This window comes from Corynebacterium sp. KPL2825, from assembly GCF_037908445.1.
GTDB lineage: Bacteria > Actinomycetota > Actinomycetes > Mycobacteriales > Mycobacteriaceae > Corynebacterium > Corynebacterium kefirresidentii.
Genome location: NZ_JBBMGI010000013.1, coordinates 29,324 through 48,052 on the forward strand (window position 1 = coordinate 29,324; position 18,729 = coordinate 48,052).

Sequence of the window (18,729 nt, forward strand, 5' to 3'; positions counted from 1 at the left end):
AGAAGCTCGTTGAGGACGGAGGGACAGCCAACCGTCAGGATGGCTATCAGGATTGCCACGATGTCTAACATGTGGGAAACTCCCTTGTGCGAGTGAAACTTTCCTGTGCCTGACAGGTATGCCTGCCAGGTGCCGGTACCAAGGCAGCACCTGCTACGCACAAACGTTAGGACCACACCTCCGCTGCCCTAGGCAATCTTTGCGCTATCTTTACGCCTCCCGCTCGCAATTTTTATATTTCCTTTACACCCCTTTTGCGCCACCTTTTCTTCAGGCCGGGAACCGCCCTTTATCCACAACGAAGGCCCGCCGACAGCGCATCGGCGGGCCTTCTCCCCATGACTAATCTCTCGGTACCCAAGGAGGGAATGGAGCGCACCCTCCTGCAAGCACCGCCCGTGATTAGGCAAGCCTAAGTTTATAAACCTTTCGTAGGATGGTCAAGGGTTTGCCCATAAATTTCTTAACTCCTGACAAAAACACAGTTAACCTGCAATAACGAGTACAATCCGGAACCATGGCTGAGTTGAAATCCACTATTTCCGAACAACTCCGCAAATTCTGGCGTGCCAGCGAGAAGGAATTGACCGATTCCCCGCGTCGCGGTGTCGCCTCCCCTGCCGAAGCCACGGCACTGCGCGAGGAGGTCGCGGCCGAGATTGCGGACCTCATCAAAGCGCAAAAGGTCAAAACCAGCCCCGGCGATACCGCCCTCGACGCCGATGCGGCCGCCACCCTCCCGCTAGGCGCACGCATGAAGCCACGTGGGATCTTCGAAGATGACTGGGGCGCACGTCCTACCGCACAACGCCCCTGGCCGGTCATCCTCATCCACGGCACCTGCGATACCAAGGGCGTATGGCAAATCCTCGGCAATGAGCTGCGCCAAGACGGCTGGGCGGTCTTCGCCCCTGACTACGGCCGCCGCGCCACCCAACCCCTTGCAGAATCCGCCGAGCAACTCGATGCCTATATCCGCACCGTGCGCATGGTCACCGGCGCGAACAAGGTCATCCTCATCGGCCACTCGCAGGGCGGGCTCCTCGCCCGCTATTGGATGCGCATGATTGGCGGCGCCGAGCATGTCCTCCACCTGATGTGCATCAGCGCGCCAAACCACGGAACTACCTACGGCGGTATCGTCAGCCGCCTCATTCGCACCCCGCGCCAAGAGGCGGTAATGCGCTCCGTCATCGATGGCTGGTTTGGGCCGGCGGGAATGGACCAAATTGTCGGCAGCGAAGCGCTACGCGAGGCCAATCGCGATGGCGACTTGGAATCTGGCGTGAGCTATACCTGCATTGCCACACGGTCTGATGCCGTCGTGGTCCCACCCGAAACCTGCTTCCTTGATCCCCGCGGCGTCGCAGAGGGCACCGTGCGAAATATTTATGTCCAAGACTTCGACCGCCGAGCAGTGGTCATGCACGAGGATATGCCCATGGATAAGCGCGTCCATGCCATCGTGCGCACCATCTTGGAATTAGTAGAGACTATCCCCCGCTAGTTAGAGCTCCAGCTCATCAAGGACCGCGTCAAAGGCTGGGCCCACCTGCGTGCGCCACAGCGTATCCACCTTCTGATCACCCCGGCCGGGGCCGCCATTGATGACGGCTACGCGCTTGCCCTGCTTCTTTGCCTCCAGCACAAAGCGATACCCACTCATCACCGCAAGAGAGGACCCAGCCACCAGCAGCGAGCGCGCCTGTCCCAACACGGCAAAGGCGGCATCGCGGCGCTCAGCCGGCACGGGCTCGCCAAAGTAGACGACGTCTGGTTTCAATAATTCCGATCCACAGCTCTCGCATCCGGCCATGCGAAACGCTGCCACGGCGGCCTCATCCAGGGTCACGTCACCATCCGGATTCACTTGGTCCGCCTCCACCACTAGGCGCTCCAAGTACCCCGGATTGGCTGCGGCCAAGCGCGCATCGAAATGCGTCCGCGCCTCCCGATATCCGCACATCAGACACACGACGGTTTCCATATCGCCATGCAGCGCCACCAAGTTCGCGGTCCCGGCCTGTTTATGCAGGCCGTCCACATTCTGAGTAACCACGCCATTAATCAGCCCGGCGCGCTCCAGTTCCACCAGCGCATAATGCGTACGATTCGGCGCCGCAGCATCCATGACTCGCCACCCCACAAAACTGCGGGCCCAATACCTATGGCTCGCGGCCGGGTCGTGGCGAAATTCTTGATAGGTCATCGGACGGTGCCTACTCAGCGAGCCACGCGGCCCCCGATAATCTGGCACCCCTGAGTCCGTAGAAACCCCGGCCCCCGTTAGCACCATCACTGGGCCCTCGCGCAGCTGCTTGACGACGTCCCCTAAAGCCCTCCCCGGCTCCGTATGCGGCGCCGATTCCTCTACCACTCGGGCGATCGAGCGCAGCGCGGACTGGTGGGCAAGGGAGACGGCTGGATCCATTCTCCCGATGCTAGCTTTCGGGCAAGTGCTCTACGTATAGCCACTCCGAATCCAGCTCCCCGTGGCGCGAGCACTTGGTATGCCAGCCATCGGGGCGCACCTGGGCCACCATGCGCCGGCCACAAATTTGGCAATAGCGCGGCACATCGAGGCCAGCTGCGGCTGCAGGGTGCAGCGTAAAGACCTCCTCAATCGGCTTGCCGGTATTCGGATGGAAAATCGGCTCCTCCCCAGCCAGAACGGCAGCGGCCAATTCGGAAGTCGGCTCGGATAAACCAGCCACTACAGGGCCTTAATCGGCAGATCGATGCGGTTCAACATGTCCACATCCTTTTCAATCTGCTGGCCCAGGGTGGTCAGGTAGTTGCCCGCAATGATGGCGTTGATGCCACCGAGCAGGCCGCGCTCCGTGCCGTCGTCGCCAAGCGAAAGCTCGCGGCCGCCAGCAAAGCGCAAGGTGGTATACGGCATAGCCAAGCGGAATGCCGCCACGGCGCGCAGGCCTTCACCCAGCGGAACCAGCGGGCGATCCGCAAATGGGGTGCCCGGGCGCGGATCCAGGAAGTTCATCGGCACCTCGCAGGGATCAATTTCTGCCAGCTGCGCGGCGAACTCGGCGCGCTGTTCCAAGGACTCGCCCATGCCGATGATGCCGCCGCAGCAGACCTCCATGCCTACCTCGCGCACATAGTCAAGGGTCTGCTTGCGTTCCTCCCAGGTGTGGGTGGTGACCACATTGGGGAAGAAGGAACGGGACGTCTCCAGGTTGTGGTTATAACGCTGCGCGCCCATGTCCTTTAGGCGCTGCGCCTGCTCGCGGGTCAGGGTGCCCAGGGAGCAGGAAATCTCGATATCGACGGCGTCATTAATCGCTGCAATCGCCTCGCCTACCTGGTCCAGCAAGCGATCATCCGGGGACTTCACCGCAGCGACGATGCAGAACTCAGTAGCACCGGTCTTGGCGGTCTTCTGCGCTGCCTCCACCAACTCCGGGATGTTGAGGCGCACGGCGCGCACTGGGGACTCGAAGAGGCCGGACTGAGAACAGAAGTGGCAATCTTCTGGGCAGCCGCCAGTTTTAATGGAGATAATGCCTTCCACCGATACGTCTGGACCACACCACTTCAGGCGGGTCTGGTGGGCGATATCGGCGATTTCCTCCAATTGGGAATCCGGAACCTGTAGTACTTGCAGCAGTTCTTCCTGGTTGAGGCCTTTGCCTTGCTCCAGTGCTTTTTCGCGGGCGATGTCAATAATGCTCATAGTGTGAACCATACTTGAACAGCGTTCAGCTTTGGTTAAAATCACATAAAATTTTTCCCAGCGTTAGGCTCGATAGCATGACGCTTTATGATGACACCCTCTCCCTCCTCCAAGAACTTATCCGCAATGCCTGCGTAAACGACCTCACGCCGGACTCCGGTCACGAGGTACGCAATGCGGATAGTTTAGAAAAATTCTTCGCGGGCGAAGACGTGCAGATTGAGCGCTTCGAGTCCCACCCAGGCCGCGTTTCCATCGTCGTGACCGTCCCCGGCGATCCGGACAAAGAACCGCTCACCCTCATGGGGCATACAGACGTCGTCCCCGTCGACGAACCTAAATGGACCAAGCCTCCCTTCGAGGCGCTCATCGAGGACGGCAAGCTCTACGGCCGCGGTTCCGTAGACATGCTATTTATTACCGCCACCATGGCCGCCGTCACGCGCGAGGTCGCCCGCACCGGCAATACGGGCGGCACCCTTGCCTTCGTCGGCATGGCCGATGAAGAGGCCCGCGGCGGTCTCGGCGTGCGCTTTATGTCCGAAAACCACCCCGATGCCTTTTCCTGGAAGAACTGCTTATCTGAAACCGGCGGCAGCCACCTGCCCGGCGCGGTGGGTTTCAACGTGGGTGAAAAGGGCGCCGGCCAGCGCCGCCTGCACGTACATGGCGATGCCGGCCATGGCTCCACCCCTTATGGCAAGGACTTTGCCATCGTAAAGATCGGTGAGGTGGCCCGCCGCATCGCCGCCGCTGAGCCGCCCACGGCTTCCAATGAGATCTGGGAGGGCTTCGTGCGCACCTTCAAATTTGACCCCCAGACCGAGCAGGAGCTTATCGACGGCACCGGTGACTACTCCAAGTTCGGCAACCTCGCCGCCTACGCGCATGCCTTTAGCCATACCACCATCGCCGAGACCGTCCTGCGCGCCGGCGGCGCCATTAACGTGCTGCCTTCACATGCCTACCTGGAAATGGATGTGCGCCCCTTCCCCGGCCAGACCCAAGAGGATCTAGATGACTTCCTGCGCAGCGCGCTTGGAGACATGGCCGATGAGGTAGAAATCGAACACCTCATTACTGAAGATGCCACGCAATCCTCCACCGATACCGAGCTGTGGCGCGCCATTGAGTCCACCTCCAAGGAATTCTTCCCCGATAAGGACGTCGTCCCAGTTCACGCCACCGGCGGCTCGGATCTGCGCTTTGCTCGGCGCAAGGGTGGCAACGCCTATGGCTTTGCCATGCACGCCGAGGGCCGCGATATGGCTAGCGCCAATTCGCAGCTGCACAGCCACGACGAGCACCTCTACTTGGAGGACCTCGAGCTCACTGTGCGCGCTTACCGCAGCCTGGTCAATCGCTTCCTAGGCCTGTCACAGGCTTAACAAGTGTGGCAAGATGTCTGGCATGAGCTTTGCACGTAAGTCCGCGCTGCTATCTGCAGCTACCGCCCTGACCGTAACCCTCGCCGCCCCTGCCGCTGCCCATGCCGACGCCGTTGACAACCTCCTAGCCAAGATGCCTGCCGGCCAGATTTCCTGCTCCCAGGCGAAGCAGTACTGGACCAACTCCGCTGACTACAACCAGAAGAAGTCCCAGGCCCTCGCCGTTGCCACCGTGCACCCACGCGGCAACGAGGTTCGCGACGCCATCGGCCGCATGGACGAGGCTATTGCCCGCTGCGGCCTAAACGGCACTACTGGCCAGGGCAAGCCGGTCAACACTGGCGGCCAGCGCGGCAATGCTCCCGCACCAAAGCCGGCTCCGGCTCCGTCCCCAGCGCCAGCCAAGAACGCCAAGGTCATCGAGCTGGGCACCATCCCTGGCCAGCCGACTGTCGACGTCCCGTTCTTGGGCCAGACCTTCCGCATCCCGGACGCGGCCAAGATTGCCCAGAACGCTGTATCCCAGTTCCAGCTGCCACAGATTCCGCAAATCCAGCAGCTACAGCAGCTGTCTTCTTTCTAGCGGTCTAGCTGAAAATAGATCCCGGCATGCGCGCTGCAGCCGGGATTAAATTTATGCCCGCAGTGGGGACACGCAGGCACGGCGGAATAAGCGTGGTAGTTCATCTCGGTGCGGCAGGCGCCGCAGAGGACTGAGGGGGCGTCGGCAAGCATGGGCCCAAACTCATGGTCAGTAAGCTCGGCGTGGCACAGCGCGCAGGCAAAATACTTCTCGCAGGTAGCGCACTTATTGGCCACCACATCCAGCGGGGAATGCCAATGCCTGCACCGACCTTCCGCATCAATCGCGCCGTGAATCTTCATGGCCGTCAGCATACGCGCCACCCTGTTGCCACTGCTGCTTCTTTTCTTCAGACTTCTTGGCATTGCGCACTGCCTGAATGCCCACCACGATGGCAATGATGATCGGCACCCACACCTTGCTGTAGTCCATCAAGAATACGAGCCAATCGGGCAGGTCTATGTCAATATTAAGGTCGATATTTGGCACGGGCAGCTCAATCTGCGGCAACTCCGGCACTGGGAGCGCGATATCCGGCAAGTCGATATCCGGCAGCTCCCAATCCGGCAACAATCGGGACAAAATGCGGCTAATGATCGGACCAAGCACGATCACACCAATGGCCCAGCCGGACTTTCCCAAGCCGCCCAGGAGCGGATACAACACCCGCTTAAAGGAGCTTTCCTCCATGGCCTTGCGGCGCTTTTCTCCCAGTGAGCCGGCCGGTGGATCGAGGGCAACTGCCTCCTCGCCATTGCGGTAGTAGACGTCTAGAAGCTCGCCAAAGGGAGAGGCTTGGATATCCAGATAAGGTTTGCTGCGCGAGGCGGAGTTCTCAAAAAGGGTGAGGTCTTTTTCAATCTTCTTCTTAAGCGAATACCGGCCCGCACGGGGCCGATCGTGGCGGCTGCGTACCTGACCGTTCACCACAATCTGCAGGCGTGGGCTCGGATTCTTCCGCCAGAGCCGGAGGCGTTCCGGCAGGGTGGCATCGCCTGGAACCGGGGTGAAGTCCTTCGCTTTCTTAGGCCACTCACCTAGCTCAGCGAACTCGGCATCGTATCCGCGCTGCACCTCAATGGTGCCCACCTCGGGGTGCTCTAGGCGCCACGTCTCCATTAGCTCTTCCCCGCCTTGGAGCCCACCACGGCACCCAGCTTGCTCGCGGCCCATGCCAGGAAAACAAACACTGGGAGATATATCCACGTTCCCTCATTGAAATACAGGGACATGGCGGCAAAATAGGCCAGCCCTGCCACACTGAAGATGGTCCAGGAGGCGCGGAAAGTGGCGCCGTCGGCAAGAGCAATGATCACCGTCAGCACGGCCATGAGGATGAGCAGGGCAAGGCCGGGAACAAGGTGGTAGACAGCGGGCGGCAGGCCAACGAAGACCGCGACCATGGCGATGGGCGCCCACCATTGCCACCAGACGCGGCTGGGCTCGTCTTTCGTTTCCGCTTCTTCTAGTTCCTCAAACACGCACCCAACCTATCACAGGACTTAACAAAGCTTATGGGGGAGAAATCCTCCCTATGGCCGGCTTAATCCTCCCGGCGGAGGATACCGCGCTGAGCAGTGCGTACCTAGCGTTGAGTACATGAAAAGCACACCACTCATCCTCGCGGCGGGCGTGATATTTGGTGCCATCTACGGCACCAATGCGCTCATACCAGACATGTATGACAACCCCACCTCTGAGGTGCAGGCCGGCCAGGCCCGCATCCCCGGATTATCCTGCACGGAAGAAGATGGCTCCACCAGCAGTGAACCACGCTGGGACTGTGACGGCACCCAGATCCGCGCTAAAGAAGTCGGCGTACAGGACAAAGACCAAGCCACCCGGCGCTACCTCCGAGCAATGGGTGAAGGTACGGCCATGCCGGAAGGAGAAATCGACCACGACGGGGATAAGCGCACGCTTAGCGATGGCGACCTCGTAGCCATCAGCATCGAGGGCGATGGCCCCACCACGTTCCTCTCCCTGCGCGGACCGCGCGCTGCAGAACTTGCCCAGGAGGTAGAAAAGGCATGAAGAATCTGTACTGGCTATCTATCGCTTTCGGCCTTGTAGTCGCCGGCTTCTTCTTGGCCGATCGCCGGTTTACCGAGGTTGGGCTCATCGGTGCGCTCATCTGCGCTGGCCTGACGCTTGGACTGGGATTCTGGTGGTTTAAGCCGCGGCCGATGTGGCAGGGCATCCTATGGGGTGCACTCGCCCAGCCGGTGGTGTTTAGCCTCAACAACCAAATGGTGGGGATCTCAAACAAGCTGGGGATCACCCACCTAGACGCAGCCTTATACTCGCCGCTTCCGGAAGAAACCATCAAGCTCCTCGGCGTTGTCATTATTGTTGCAGCCTTTAAGAACGTGCGGCATCCCTACCAAGCCGCCGCGATCGGAATGGCGGTAGGCCTTGGCTTTGATGTCATGGAAAATATTCCATTCATCCTGAGCGCGACCATCACTAACCTGGATGGCGATCTCTGGGGCGCCATTATTACCGGTACCGGGCGAATCCTCACTGGTGCCTTTAGCCATGCACTGTATACGGGGGTTGCGGCGTGGGGCGTCGGCAAGCTCTACGCGGGGGCACGCCACGGATACTGGCAGGTGGCCGGATTCTGGCTGGCCGCTATCGCCCTGCATACCCTGTTCAATGCCTCGCTGATCATTACGGGTGATTGGCCGGTGACCTTTTTCCTTACCGCTCTCATTACGTGGACACTGATTATCTGGGGCCTGCGTTTCATACGCAAGCAAGAGAAGAAATATGCGGCACAAAGAAGCGAAACTACTCTACCCACTAAGGATCCAGAATATAGCTCTTGAGCTGTGTAAATACGAAGGAAGGGGCTCGTGTCCGAGGGGTGTTATAAGGTGTGAATCGTACACAAGTTCACACGATAATTTAGGTACGATGCGCCATGGAAGAACCCTACTTTTCCACGACCAACGCCACCGACCCCACCACACGCTTAGCCTTTGAGATGCGAAAGGCGGAATACGAGTTCTGGGTGAACCAAGTCCCAGAACTCGATTCTGATTTCGAATTAGTCACCAACTCCCTCTACCGCACCACCGGCGTCAATGAAGGCCGGATTGGCCATATCCTCATGGCACTGCACCGCTTGGAGGAGCTTCCCAAGCTCCAGGCGCTGCAGCACCGCCTCTATCACTTAGACCTCGACCGGATTATTGCCATCAACAAGTCCCTCAACCGTTTGGGCAACCCGACTCCAGAGGTAGTCGCCCGCATCGATGAGCAGCTCACCGCCTACCTCACCCCTACCCGGCCGAACCAGACCATGCGTACACAGGCACAGATCAAGCGCAAACTCAACGAGCTCATCAACCTCGCCGATGACACATTGGCCGTCACCCAGGGCCCCACCCAACCGCGCTACACCATGGAGAACTGGGGCGATAACACCTCAGCGGTGACTTTGAGCGCGGACCCGGCGGTTATCGCGAGCGTCGATAAGTGCATCCGGCAGACCGCGCTGGAGCTAGATTGCTCGCTTGCCGACGCCGCCGTTGCACTCCTCACCGGCCGCGCCCAAGCCCCCGAAATCATCCTCAACGCCTATAAAGCCACCGACGTACCCAATTCCCCGGCCTTTATTGAATCCGTGGGCTGGCTCGACCCGGCGCGCTCGAATGCGCTGCCCTACACCAAAATCCGAGAGATGGATCCTAACCAGGAGGTAAAGGGCTACGTCACCCCGGCGGCCATGGCTGCATACCTGGAAGGATTTGACGGTACCTGCCGCTATCCCGGCTGCAATCGCCCGGCCACGGCCTGTCAGAAGGATCACCGCATCAACCACGCGGACGGTGGCCCGACCACTCCGGCAAACCTCGCCTGCCTCTGCCAGCACCATCACAATGTGAAGACCGATGGTCGTGCTTTCTACGTCATGGATCCACATACGCGCGACATCATCTGGCTATTTGAAGACGGAACCTGGACCGCTACGGAGCCCTCCGGCCCGCTGGCACCCAAGAACAAGAATTGGGTGCAGACCTTTGCGCAAACCATGACCGCCCACCGCGCCCGAGCATATGAAGAGGCCCAAGAACTCATGCGCCAGCAGAAAACCACCCCTAGGGAGGAGGAATAATTCCACCAGCTGCCCTACAGTGGCTGGCATGACGCAAAATTTATTCACACTGGATGAGCTCGTAATTACCCAGACCAAGTCCTTCCTCAATGATCAGTTCATGATCACCGATATCGACGGCACCCCTGTGGGCACGATCCTGCAATCCACCAGTCTTAAAGATATGGTGTTTAAATCCTCTCGCAGCTTGGAGGTCGCACTCACGGATGCCGAGGGGAACCCCCTCCAGACGGTCATGACGATTTCGGATCCGCCGAATTTTCTGCGGGATACCTACGAGGTGCACTTGCCGGGAATCGAACAGCCCATGGCTGTCATTACCAAGCGTTTCTCCATGCTCAAAACAAAGCTGGAGCTGACCATGAAGGGCTTTCCTGACGTCGAAATTCGCGGCGATTTCTGGGACTGGAATCTCTCCATCACCTCCCACGGCCGCCAGCTTGCCAACGTCACCAACGAGTGGACCGGCGTAGGCAACTACTTCATGGGTAAAAATACCTACTGCCTAGCCATCACCCCAGGTCTCAACGAGCAACAACATGCTGCCATCATCGGCGCCGTGATGAGCATGGATATGCTGCGCACTAAGGAAAAGAATAGCGACTAGGAAAATAAAAAGGTGTTGTTGCAAAGTTGGGCGGAGAGCAGCGAAGACTCAGTTTCTCATTCCCTGATGGCCGCTGCGTGTGGGCGTTGTTAGGTCGTCTCGAAGACCTGGTTGACGATCACCGCGTCCGGGTTCGGTTGCCCGTAGGCAAACATCGCGCCTTGCCCTTTCCACAATGATTGCATCGCCTCCATCCCTTTCAACGTCCGATATACAGATGTCCGGTTCTTAAACGCGCCTTTCGGCCCGAGGATCCGCTTCAGCCGACCATGGTCGCCTTCCAGGATGTTGTTGAGGTATTTCACCTACCGGTGTTCCATTGTTGGCGGGCAGATTCCCTCTGACTTCAACTCGGCGATTGCCCTGGCAAGGGAGGGTGCTTTATCGGCGTTGATCACTCTGAGATACCCGGCTGACGCATTGGATCTGACGGCCTTGGCCAGGAAACGCTTCGCTGCGGCCACGTTTCGCTCCGAAGAGAGGTAAAAGTCCAGGGTCTGGCCACCGGCGGTGATCGCCCGATAGAGGCAGCACCACCTGCCGCCGACCCGGATATAGGTCCCATCCGCCCGCCAAGAACTGGCCTGCCAGTCAGGTACCTGCCGGTACCACCGTGTTTGCTGGTCCAGCTCAGGCGCGTATTTCTGGACCCAGCGGTAGATCCTGGTGTGATCGACCGGCACGCCCCGCTCGGTCATCATTTCCTCCAGAGCGCGGTAGCTCACCCCGTAGCGGCAGTACCACCGCACTGCCCATAGAATGATGTCACGGGGAAATGACAACCGGAGAAGATACCCATGGCTGTGATTACATCACGTCGCTCTTCCTACTGCCCCAACTTTGCAACAGCACCTTTCAGGGTCATATGGGGGCAGTGGAGAGAAGTGGTGGATCAGTGGACGGCGGTGGATGCCGGAGTAGGCGTGGTGTGTTCCTCCTTCGACTCGGTCGAAGCCAGGCGAGCCGGATCCAGATCAATGCGGCGCAGCAGCTGGGCGTTCAGGGCCACCACGATGGTCGAGGCAGACATCAAGATCGCGCCCACGGCCGGGGACAGCACGAACCCGATCGAGGCGAGCACTCCGGCAGCCAACGGCACGGCGAGGATGTTGTAGCCAGAGGCCCAGATCAGGTTCTGGATCATCTTGCGGTAGCTGGCCTGGGACAGCTCAATCATCGACAGCACTGCCCGTGGGTCATCACTGGCTAGGACCACCCCGGCAGATTCCATGGCCACATCCGTGCCGGCACCGATGGCGATACCGACGTCCGCGCGGGTCAGAGCGGGGGCGTCATTGACACCGTCACCGACCATGGCCACGCTCAAACCCCGGTCCTGCAGCTGCGTGACCTTGGTGTCTTTGTCCTGGGGCAGGACCTCGGCGAAGACCGCATCAATGCCTAGGTCCTGACCAACCGCCTGGGCCACCTGCTGCGCGTCGCCGGTGATCATCGCGACCTTCACCCCGCGGTCCTGCAGGGCTTTCACGGCGGCGCGGGATTCGGGGCGGATCTTGTCCTCGACGGCCACCGCACCGATGATCTGACCGTCGCGGACAATATGGAGCACACCGGCCCCACGCCCGGTCCAGGCGCTTGTGGTGTCGGTGAGCTCGGCCGGGGTGGTGAGGTTGAACTCGCGCAGCATGTTCGGCCCGCCCACGAGGATCTCAGCGCCATCGACAGTGGCCCGAACCCCCCGGCCGGAGGCGGCACTGAAACCAGTTGCACGGATTTGCCGACGGGAGGCCTCGGGATGGGCGGCCGCGGCCGCCACGATGGCGCGGGCCACGGGGTGCTCGCTGTCGGCCTCCGCGGCGGCGGCCAGGGCCAGCAGCTCGCCCTCGGTGACGCCGACAGCTGCCGCGACACCGGTGACCGCGTGCGCACCCTCGGTCAGGGTGCCGGTTTTGTCGAAGAGCACCACGTCGATGGTGCGCATCCGCTCGAGCGCCATCCGGTCCTTGATGAGCACCCCGGATTTCGCGGCCCGCTCGCTGGAGATCGCAATGACCAGCGGAATCGCCAGGCCCAGGGCATGCGGGCAGGCGATGACCAGCACCGTGACCGTGCGCACCACGGCATCGTCCGGGCTGCCGATAATGGTCCACACCACCGCGGTGATCAGAGCGGAGATCAGCGCGAACCAGAACAACAACGCCGCCGCCCGATCCGCCAGGGCCTGGGCCCGGGAGGAGGACTCCTGGGCGTCGGCAACCATGCGTTGGATCCCGGCCAAGGCGGTGTCCCCGCCGGTAGCCTCCACCCGGATGCGGACGGTGTTGTCGGTGGCCACGGTACCGGCGACCACCTTGTCACCGGTGTCGCGGAAGATGGGACGAGATTCGCCGGTGATCATCGCCTCATCGAATTCGGCGGCTCCGTCGAGGATGGTTCCGTCGGCCGGCACCCGGGCACCGGCCCTCACCAGCACGACGTCGTCGACGACCAGCTCGGAGATGGCCACGGTGCGGGTGGTCCCGTCGATGACTTTCTCGGCCTCATCCGGCAGCAGGGCAGCCAGCGCATCAAGCGCGGAGGACGCGGCCCCGAGAGCGGACATCTCCAGCCAGTGGCCCAGCAGCATGATGGTCACCAGCAGGGCCAGCTCCCACCAGAAGTCCAGCTCAAAACCGCCCAGCCCCAGGGTGGTGACCCAGGAGGCGACAAACGCCACGGTGATGGCCATGGCGATCAGGAGCATCATCCCGGGTTGGCGGGATTTCAGTTCTTTCCATCCGCCCTTGAGGAAAGGCGTTCCGCCGTAGACGAAGATGATCGTGCCCAGCACCGGGGGGATCCAGGTGGATCCGGGGAATGCCGGGAGGTGGTAGCCGAGCAGGTGGGCGACCATGGGGCTGAAAATAACGACGGGAATGGACAGAATCAGCGACCACCAGAAGCGGTCCCGAAACATTGCGGTGCTGTGTCCGGCGTGTTCGCCGTGACCATGAACGTGGTGGTCTTCGTCCAGGGCGGAGTGCGGGTGATCGTGGGGCATCGCCCGGCCGTGGGTGTCGGCATCCACGTGGTGTTCGTGGCCGGCATGATCCGGGTGGTGGGTGTGGTCTGTTTCCGGAGCGGGGTGATCACCATGGTGATCACCGGAATGGTGGGGAGTGCTCATGACGTTCCTTTCGCTCAACCCGGTCGGGGTCGAGATGATGGGTAAAACTGATCAGGATAAGACGATGTAGCCGGCCTCCTCGATAGCCCGGCGAACCATCTCCGGAGGTACGACACCGGTGACCGTGACGGTGGAAACACCACCAGCAGCGAGATCAATCTGGACGTCGTCGACCTGAGGGAGGGTCTGAAGGGCCTGGGTCACGCTTTTCGCGCAGTGCCCGCAGGTCAGGCCGGTGACCTGGAAGCTAGGGGAGGACCCTCCTGCTGACGAGTCGCTGGCGGCAGGGATGGAGGCAGTGTCTGCACGTGAGGCAGGTCCGCAACAGCTGCAACCGTGGGAGGCCATCGGCAAAAGGCGGGGCGGGGAGGTGATCATGGAAAAGCTCCTTCGGTTCGGTGGGGTGCGGCGATGCCGCCCTCTAGCGTATACCCCCAGGGGGTATATTTTCAGCATACCCCCCCGGGGTATATTTTCAAGGGTGGAGGGCGCGGCCCTCACGCGGGGCAGGGTGTGGTCACCGAGCAGCCTCCTCACTGTCGGGAGGGGACAGCGGGAGGCGGAGGGCAAACACCGCTCCGCGACCGGGTCCGGGGGAGGTGGCGGTGAGAGTGCCACCGTGGGCCTCGATCAATGCCTTGGAGATGGTCAGACCGATACCGGACCCGCCGTCGTCCCGGCTGCGGGCGGCATCCCCCCGGTAGAAGCGTTCGAAGATGTATCTGAGCTGGTCAGGTGGGATGCCCTCGCCGTCATCGGCGACGTGGATGAGCGCGGTGGACGCCCCCTGTCGGTGGACGCTGATCCGGACCTGCCCGCCAGCCGGGGTGTGCCGTAGCGCGTTCGACAGCAGATTGCTCATTACCTGGCCGAAGCGTTGCCGGTCCACGAACACCCGGGCGGTGTCTGTAATGGTCTCGACCTGTAAATCGACGCCTTTGTCAGCATAAGCTTCCCCCGCGGCAGCAGCGGCGGTATGGAGCAGATCCCCGAGCCCTTCCTCCGCCAGGTCCAAATCGATCCGGCGTTCCTGGGCCCGGGAGACATCGTCGATGTCTTCCATCAACCGGGTCAGGCGGGTGAGTTGGTCAGCCATGATCGTGTGGGTGGCATTATTCCAGTCCACGACCCCGTCCTGGAGACCATCGAGGTAGACCGTGAGCACCGATAAGGGGGTGCCCATTTCGTGGGCCAGATCAGAGAGCATCTGGCGGCGGACCTGTTCGGTGTGTTCCAGCCGGTCGGCCATGGTGTTGAAGGCATGCGTCAGGGTGGTGACCTCGGGGCCTGCTTTTCCGGCGGGCACGCGGATACGGGAGTTGCCGGCCGTCAGATTGGTAGCGGCGCGGGTGAGATCCTGCAGGGGGGTGCGCAGACGACGCGATAACCACAGGCTGGCCAGCAGGGCGCTGATCAAGGCGGTGGGCAGGGCGACGGCCAGAGTGATCAGGTTGGCTCCCCGGTAGGCCTGCTCGGCATGGAACAGCTCCAGCGAGGGGTCCTCCCGGCCGGTCATCAACATATGATCATGGAACAGGGTCGGGCCCACCATCGTGGCCACGGCCGCGGCCACCAGCAGGCTAATCACCACGACCAACACCTGGGCGGCCAGGAAGCGGAAGGTCAGGCCGGGTCCGTGATTCATGGCAGCCCCACCCGGTAGCCCACGCCACGCACGGTGTCGATAAACCCCCGGCCCTGGGTGTCGGTGCCGAGCTTGCGACGCAAGTTGCCGATGTGGACATCGACGATGCGTTCATCACCGACCCAGGTGGTGTCCCAGACCTCGGTGACCAGGTCGTGGCGGGTCAGCACCTGGCCGGGGCGCAGGGCCAGGGCAACCAGCAGCTCGAACTCCGTGCGGGTGAGCTCCACGGTCGTCTCCCCCACCCGCACCTGATGGGCGACGGGGTCAAGGATGAGGTCACCAACGATCAAGGGGGTGGTCACCTGCGGTGGGGTGGTGCTGGTGCGCGGGCGGCGCAGCACCGCATGCACTCGGGTCACCAGTTCCCGGATGCTAAAAGGTTTGGTGATGTAGTCATCCGCCCCCAGGGTCAAACCGCTGATCTTATCGTCCTCGCTGCCACGCGCGGTGAGCATGAGGATGTAGCAGTCCGAGAAGGTGCGGATCCGTCGGCACACCTCCAGGCCGTCGAGTTCGGGCAGCCCCAGATCCAGCACCACAACATCGGGGGAAAAGCGACGGGCGTCGTCCACGGCCTGGGTACCGGTGTGCGCCTGGCGGGTATCGAAGCCGGCCCGGATGAGGTAGGAGGCCACCATCTGAGCCAGGGGTTGTTCATCATCGACGACCAGCACCCGCCCCGGGGGCGTGGCGGTGGTCGGTGTGCGGTCAGCCATAGACCCCAGTATCGCTCCGGTGAGGGGGGAATACCACCCTCGCTCAGTGCCCGGCGGGGAAATCTTCATCAAATCTTCAAACATCACCCTTCGACCGCCGTCACCACTGTGCCCCACCCCGGGCCAGCGGCATCGCCTCCCCTGGTCGGTTCAGCAGGCGCCACCAGGGATTTCACTGCCTGCACCGCATACCCGGGGCGGGTAGAAGGACATCGCCCACGGCTGTGGGGTGGTGTTCCGGTGGTGACCCAGCCCACCGAGTCCACCCCCTTTTTCGCCCTGTTATAAGGCTGCGAGCAGGGTTTTTGATTTCTAGTCCGTCAGGCACCCGTGCTAGACAAAGGTATGGCATCGACCTTGAGGCGGTGTCTTCTCACGGTCTTACCACGATCCAAGGAGATTGACGTGAAACGAGCAGTGATCGCAGCCGCCGCCCTTGCCCTCGCCCTCACGGGGTGTTCGGCTGCCGACCCGGAACCCACCGCCGACGGGACGGTATCCCAGGATGCATTCCTGACTACCCATGGCCTGGCCGACATGGACGCGGTGGAGATCATTGATCACCTCGACCGGCAGAAGGTCACTGAGCGTCCCACGGATCTGAAAGCCTCAGTGCGTGCCGATGAACTGCTGCTCTCGAGCGATGACCAGGAAGTCGTGGTCGATCTTCCCGACAATCAGACGTATGTCTCGATCGCACCCTATCTCACCTCCACCCACGACTGCTTCTACCACAGCCTCACGACCTGCCTGGGGGAACTCGGCAATGAGGATATCCAGGTCACGATCACCGATGAGGCGACCGGTGAGGTGCTGGTGGACGAGGCGACAACCACCTTCGACAACGGGTTTATTGGCTTCTGGCTTCCCGATGATGCCACCGGCCTGATTGAGGTCAGCTACCAGGGGCGTACCGGCACCGCGGAGTTTTCCACCGCCGACGACGGTGCCACCTGTGTCACAGACCTGCACCTGACGTGATGGCTCAGCAGGGTCCTCACCTGCGCCTGTCTCCCGTGTCACTGAAATCTAACACCAAGGAAGGTTAAATCATGATGAACGGATTTTCCCGACGACAGTTTCTGCTCGGTGGGCTCGTCCTCGCCGGCACCGGGGCCGTGGCCGCCTGCACCAGCGACCCTGGACCCGCTGCCTCGGCACCAGGTTCCTCTCTTCGCCCCACTCCCACCCGCACTGCGCTCGGTGAGCCGACGGTGCGCCGGACACTGACCGCCCGGCCCCTCTCTCTGGATATCGGCGGTATCGAAGCCAAGACGTGGGGATACGTCTCTGACACCGGGGATGCGGCCATTGAGGCCACCGCCGGCGATGTCCTCCAGGTCGATATCACCAATGAACTGCCTGAGAGCACCTCCATCCACTGGCATGGCATCGCACTCCACAACGCAGCCGACGGTGTGCCCGGCATGACCCAGGACCCCATTGAACCTGGCGAGTCTTTCTCCTATGTTTTTGAAGTCCCCCACGGTGGCACCTACTTCTACCATTCCCACTCCGGCCTGCAGCTTGATCGCGGCCTCCACGCCCCACTGATCGTCCGTGACCCACAAGACGCTGAGGACCAGGACGTCGAGTGGACCATCGTGCTCGACGACTGGGTCGATGGCATTCAGGGCACTCCCGACGATGAGCTCGACAAGCTCACCGGAATGGGTTCGGGCGACCATAACGGGAAGAAGGGGATGGGAGGTCACGGCCAGATGATGCACGGCACCCCGGACCGGGTACTGGGCGGGGATGCCGGCGATGTGATGTATCCGCACTACCTCATCAACGGACGTATCCCCCGTGCTCACCGGACCTTCGAGGCTCGCCCGGGCGACAAGGCCCGCCTGCGGTTTATCAACTCCGGCAGTGACACCATCTTCAAGGTGGCCCTCGGTGGTCACCGCATGACCGTCACCCACACCGACGGCTTCCCCGTCCAGCCCCGGGAGACCGAATCGATCTACCTGTCGATGGGCGAGCGTGTCGACGTCGAGGTCATCCTCGGCGACGGCATCTTCCCGCTCACGGCTTTGGCGGTGGGTAAAGACGACCGCGCCTTCGCCGTCATCCGCACCGCCGGTGGCCAAGCCCCCCACCCCGATGTCGACTTCCCCGAGTTGTCGTCCACCGGACTGCTTCTGTCCTCCCTGAAGCCAGCAGACCGTGCACTCCTGCCCGAGGACACACCAGACCGAGAAGTCAGCATCGACCTGGGCGGGCAGATGATGCCATATGAATGGAGCATTCTCACCGACGGCCAATCCTCCTCCGCGACCGTGCAGGAGGGCCAGCGCCTGCGGATGGTCATGCACAACAGGACCATGATGCCCCATCCCATGCACATCCACGGCCACACGTGGGCGCTGCCCGGCAGCGGCGGGCTACGCAAGGACACCGTCCTTCTCCGCCACGGTGAAACCATGATCGCCGACCTGATCGCTGACAACCCCGGTGAGTGGGCATTTCACTGCCATAACGCCTATCACATGGAAACCGGGATGCTCAGCTCGCTTCGCTACGAGTAACCCCCACAGCAGGGTTGAATGCCGAGGTGGGCGGGAGTGTCCCCCGAGTAGTGAACACGGCGTTGGTGTCAGGGGTGAGCAATGTGTGCCAGGAGTCAACGGGATTGAAGTATGCATCAGCGCGCACGGCAGCAAGTCCAATGATGCGGTCGTAGCGCTTGTTAAAGCCGGTGGTTTCGGTATCAATGACCGCAAAGACCGGCTTGCCCGGTGTGCGCGGGGCGTAGCAGTTCAGGAGGTTTTCTAAAAAGCCCATGCCCTCAAGCCTAGAGGCCCATACCGACATGCCCGCCTAAACGCTATCGAACA

The 18,729-nt window shown here is 61.5% G+C and carries 20 protein-coding genes and 1 pseudogene; 9 read left to right on the forward strand and 12 right to left on the reverse strand.

Annotation, left to right across the window (positions count from 1 at the left end; all coding sequences use genetic code 11):
- The first annotated feature begins 517 nt into the window (after positions 1-517).
- On the forward strand, positions 518-1,507 hold the full coding sequence (locus WMQ00_RS10235; protein ID WP_200288427.1) for a lipase family alpha/beta hydrolase: 990 nt from the start codon (positions 518-520) through the stop codon (positions 1,505-1,507).
- Here WMQ00_RS10235 and WMQ00_RS10240 read toward each other — a convergent pair whose 3' ends face one another.
- The 3 genes from WMQ00_RS10240 to bioB are packed head-to-tail and all read right to left on the reverse strand — an operon-like array spanning position 1,508 to position 3,694.
- Positions 1,508-2,431, reverse strand: coding sequence for a Sir2 family NAD-dependent protein deacetylase (locus WMQ00_RS10240; protein WP_200288428.1), 924 nt, complete (start codon positions 2,429-2,431; stop codon positions 1,508-1,510).
- Positions 2,432-2,441: 10 nt separating this feature from the next.
- On the reverse strand, positions 2,442-2,714 hold the full coding sequence (gene bsaP, locus WMQ00_RS10245) for a biotin synthase auxiliary protein BsaP (RefSeq protein ID WP_086589013.1): 273 nt from the start codon (positions 2,712-2,714) through the stop codon (positions 2,442-2,444).
- Entirely contained in the window at positions 2,714-3,694 is a 981-nt protein-coding gene (bioB, locus tag WMQ00_RS10250; RefSeq protein ID WP_316330971.1) for a biotin synthase BioB, read from the reverse strand. Before bioB ends, bsaP begins: the two co-directional genes overlap by 1 nt.
- Positions 3,695-3,771: 77 nt before the next feature.
- On the opposite strand from bioB, the gene WMQ00_RS10255 reads away from it, so the two are divergent.
- A complete protein-coding gene (locus WMQ00_RS10255; RefSeq protein ID WP_200288430.1) occupies positions 3,772-5,082 on the forward strand; it encodes a M20/M25/M40 family metallo-hydrolase in 1,311 nt (436 codons plus the stop codon).
- A 22-nt stretch (positions 5,083-5,104) separates the two neighbouring features.
- Positions 5,105-5,665, forward strand: coding sequence for a hypothetical protein (locus WMQ00_RS10260; protein ID WP_248099333.1), 561 nt, complete (start codon positions 5,105-5,107; stop codon positions 5,663-5,665).
- Here the strand turns inward: WMQ00_RS10260 and WMQ00_RS10265 are convergent.
- Genes WMQ00_RS10265 through WMQ00_RS10275 form a run of 3 tightly spaced genes read right to left on the reverse strand, consistent with a single transcriptional unit; the run spans position 5,662 to position 7,146 of the window.
- Positions 5,662-5,967: a CHY zinc finger protein gene (locus WMQ00_RS10265; protein WP_284798811.1), complete on the reverse strand. Its 306-nt coding sequence runs from the start codon at positions 5,965-5,967 to the stop codon at positions 5,662-5,664. The genes WMQ00_RS10260 and WMQ00_RS10265 overlap by 4 nt on opposite strands.
- Positions 5,945-6,784 (reverse strand): hypothetical protein, encoded by an 840-nt coding sequence (locus WMQ00_RS10270; protein ID WP_284798812.1) that lies wholly within the window; start codon positions 6,782-6,784, stop codon positions 5,945-5,947. The genes WMQ00_RS10265 and WMQ00_RS10270 overlap by 23 nt, the downstream gene beginning before the upstream one ends.
- Positions 6,784-7,146, reverse strand: a complete 363-nt coding sequence (locus WMQ00_RS10275) for a heme transporter (RefSeq protein WP_284798814.1) — start codon at positions 7,144-7,146, stop codon at positions 6,784-6,786. The genes WMQ00_RS10270 and WMQ00_RS10275 overlap by 1 nt, the downstream gene beginning before the upstream one ends.
- 118 nt (positions 7,147-7,264) lie before the next feature.
- Here WMQ00_RS10275 and WMQ00_RS10280 point away from each other — a divergent pair, with 118 nt between their 5' ends.
- The 4 genes from WMQ00_RS10280 to WMQ00_RS10295 all read left to right on the forward strand — a co-directional run bounded on the left by WMQ00_RS10280 (position 7,265) and on the right by WMQ00_RS10295 (position 10,395).
- Positions 7,265-7,699, forward strand: coding sequence for a hypothetical protein (locus tag WMQ00_RS10280; protein WP_284798817.1), 435 nt, complete (start codon positions 7,265-7,267; stop codon positions 7,697-7,699).
- Positions 7,696-8,496, forward strand: coding sequence for a PrsW family intramembrane metalloprotease (locus tag WMQ00_RS10285; RefSeq protein WP_284798818.1), 801 nt, complete (start codon positions 7,696-7,698; stop codon positions 8,494-8,496). The genes WMQ00_RS10280 and WMQ00_RS10285 overlap by 4 nt, the downstream gene beginning before the upstream one ends.
- Positions 8,497-8,591: 95 nt before the next feature.
- Positions 8,592-9,788 (forward strand): HNH endonuclease signature motif containing protein, encoded by a 1,197-nt coding sequence (locus tag WMQ00_RS10290; RefSeq protein WP_284798820.1) that lies wholly within the window; start codon positions 8,592-8,594, stop codon positions 9,786-9,788.
- Between the two features lie 28 nt (positions 9,789-9,816).
- Positions 9,817-10,395, forward strand: a complete 579-nt coding sequence (locus tag WMQ00_RS10295) for an LURP-one-related/scramblase family protein (RefSeq protein WP_259824826.1) — start codon at positions 9,817-9,819, stop codon at positions 10,393-10,395.
- A gap of 89 nt (positions 10,396-10,484) precedes the next feature.
- On the opposite strand, the pseudogene WMQ00_RS10300 reads toward WMQ00_RS10295, so the two are convergent.
- The 5 genes and pseudogenes from WMQ00_RS10300 to WMQ00_RS10320 all read right to left on the reverse strand — a co-directional run bounded on the left by WMQ00_RS10300 (position 10,485) and on the right by WMQ00_RS10320 (position 15,886).
- Positions 10,485-11,194, reverse strand: a pseudogene (locus WMQ00_RS10300) (IS6 family transposase).
- Between the two features lie 93 nt (positions 11,195-11,287).
- Positions 11,288-13,522 carry a copper-translocating P-type ATPase gene (locus WMQ00_RS10305; RefSeq protein ID WP_340441008.1) on the reverse strand — a complete coding sequence of 745 codons (2,235 nt, stop codon included), beginning with the start codon at positions 13,520-13,522 and terminating at the stop codon, positions 11,288-11,290.
- Positions 13,523-13,573: 51 nt separating this feature from the next.
- Positions 13,574-13,900, reverse strand: a complete 327-nt coding sequence (locus WMQ00_RS10310) for a heavy-metal-associated domain-containing protein (RefSeq protein ID WP_200288441.1) — start codon at positions 13,898-13,900, stop codon at positions 13,574-13,576.
- Between the two features lie 139 nt (positions 13,901-14,039).
- A complete protein-coding gene (locus WMQ00_RS10315; protein ID WP_340441010.1) occupies positions 14,040-15,167 on the reverse strand; it encodes a sensor histidine kinase in 1,128 nt (375 codons plus the stop codon).
- The gene (locus tag WMQ00_RS10320; RefSeq protein ID WP_284798823.1) at positions 15,164-15,886 is read right to left on the reverse strand and encodes a response regulator transcription factor; all 723 of its coding nucleotides are present in this window, start codon (positions 15,884-15,886) and stop codon (positions 15,164-15,166) included. Before WMQ00_RS10320 ends, WMQ00_RS10315 begins: the two co-directional genes overlap by 4 nt.
- 405 nt (positions 15,887-16,291) lie before the next feature.
- Between WMQ00_RS10320 and WMQ00_RS10325 the strand changes: the two genes are divergently transcribed.
- Together WMQ00_RS10325 and WMQ00_RS10330 are read left to right on the forward strand one after the other, a co-directional pair.
- Positions 16,292-16,867 carry a CueP family metal-binding protein gene (locus tag WMQ00_RS10325; RefSeq protein ID WP_200288444.1) on the forward strand — a complete coding sequence of 192 codons (576 nt, stop codon included), beginning with the start codon at positions 16,292-16,294 and terminating at the stop codon, positions 16,865-16,867.
- A gap of 71 nt (positions 16,868-16,938) precedes the next feature.
- Entirely contained in the window at positions 16,939-18,420 is a 1,482-nt protein-coding gene (locus tag WMQ00_RS10330; RefSeq protein WP_317001840.1) for a multicopper oxidase family protein, read from the forward strand.
- Here the strand turns inward: WMQ00_RS10330 and WMQ00_RS10335 are convergent.
- Positions 18,398-18,676, reverse strand: coding sequence for an exonuclease domain-containing protein (locus WMQ00_RS10335; protein WP_340441011.1), 279 nt, complete (start codon positions 18,674-18,676; stop codon positions 18,398-18,400). The two genes, WMQ00_RS10330 and WMQ00_RS10335, sit on opposite strands and share 23 nt — an antisense overlap.
- Positions 18,677-18,729: the final 53 nt, after the last annotated feature.

Coding starts and splice junctions, on each gene's coding strand:
- WMQ00_RS10260 (WP_248099333.1), top strand. CDS start 5,105: ATGAGCTTTGCACGTAAGTCCGCGCTGCTATCTGCAGCTACCGCCCTG.
- WMQ00_RS10310 (WP_200288441.1), bottom strand. CDS start 13,900: ATGATCACCTCCCCGCCCCGCCTTTTGCCGATGGCCTCCCACGGTTGC.
- WMQ00_RS10335 (WP_340441011.1), bottom strand. CDS start 18,676: ATGGGCTTTTTAGAAAACCTCCTGAACTGCTACGCCCCGCGCACACCG.
- WMQ00_RS10285 (WP_284798818.1), top strand. CDS start 7,696: ATGAAGAATCTGTACTGGCTATCTATCGCTTTCGGCCTTGTAGTCGCC.
- WMQ00_RS10330 (WP_317001840.1), top strand. CDS start 16,939: ATGATGAACGGATTTTCCCGACGACAGTTTCTGCTCGGTGGGCTCGTC.
- bioB (WP_316330971.1), bottom strand. CDS start 3,694: ATGAGCATTATTGACATCGCCCGCGAAAAAGCACTGGAGCAAGGCAAA.
- WMQ00_RS10320 (WP_284798823.1), bottom strand. CDS start 15,886: ATGGCTGACCGCACACCGACCACCGCCACGCCCCCGGGGCGGGTGCTG.
- WMQ00_RS10315 (WP_340441010.1), bottom strand. CDS start 15,167: ATGAATCACGGACCCGGCCTGACCTTCCGCTTCCTGGCCGCCCAGGTG.
- WMQ00_RS10280 (WP_284798817.1), top strand. CDS start 7,265: ATGAAAAGCACACCACTCATCCTCGCGGCGGGCGTGATATTTGGTGCC.
- WMQ00_RS10290 (WP_284798820.1), top strand. CDS start 8,592: ATGGAAGAACCCTACTTTTCCACGACCAACGCCACCGACCCCACCACA.
- WMQ00_RS10255 (WP_200288430.1), top strand. CDS start 3,772: ATGACGCTTTATGATGACACCCTCTCCCTCCTCCAAGAACTTATCCGC.
- WMQ00_RS10295 (WP_259824826.1), top strand. CDS start 9,817: ATGACGCAAAATTTATTCACACTGGATGAGCTCGTAATTACCCAGACC.
- WMQ00_RS10235 (WP_200288427.1), top strand. CDS start 518: ATGGCTGAGTTGAAATCCACTATTTCCGAACAACTCCGCAAATTCTGG.
- WMQ00_RS10270 (WP_284798812.1), bottom strand. CDS start 6,784: ATGGAGACGTGGCGCCTAGAGCACCCCGAGGTGGGCACCATTGAGGTG.
- WMQ00_RS10240 (WP_200288428.1), bottom strand. CDS start 2,431: ATGGATCCAGCCGTCTCCCTTGCCCACCAGTCCGCGCTGCGCTCGATC.
- WMQ00_RS10265 (WP_284798811.1), bottom strand. CDS start 5,967: ATGAAGATTCACGGCGCGATTGATGCGGAAGGTCGGTGCAGGCATTGG.
- WMQ00_RS10305 (WP_340441008.1), bottom strand. CDS start 13,522: ATGAGCACTCCCCACCATTCCGGTGATCACCATGGTGATCACCCCGCT.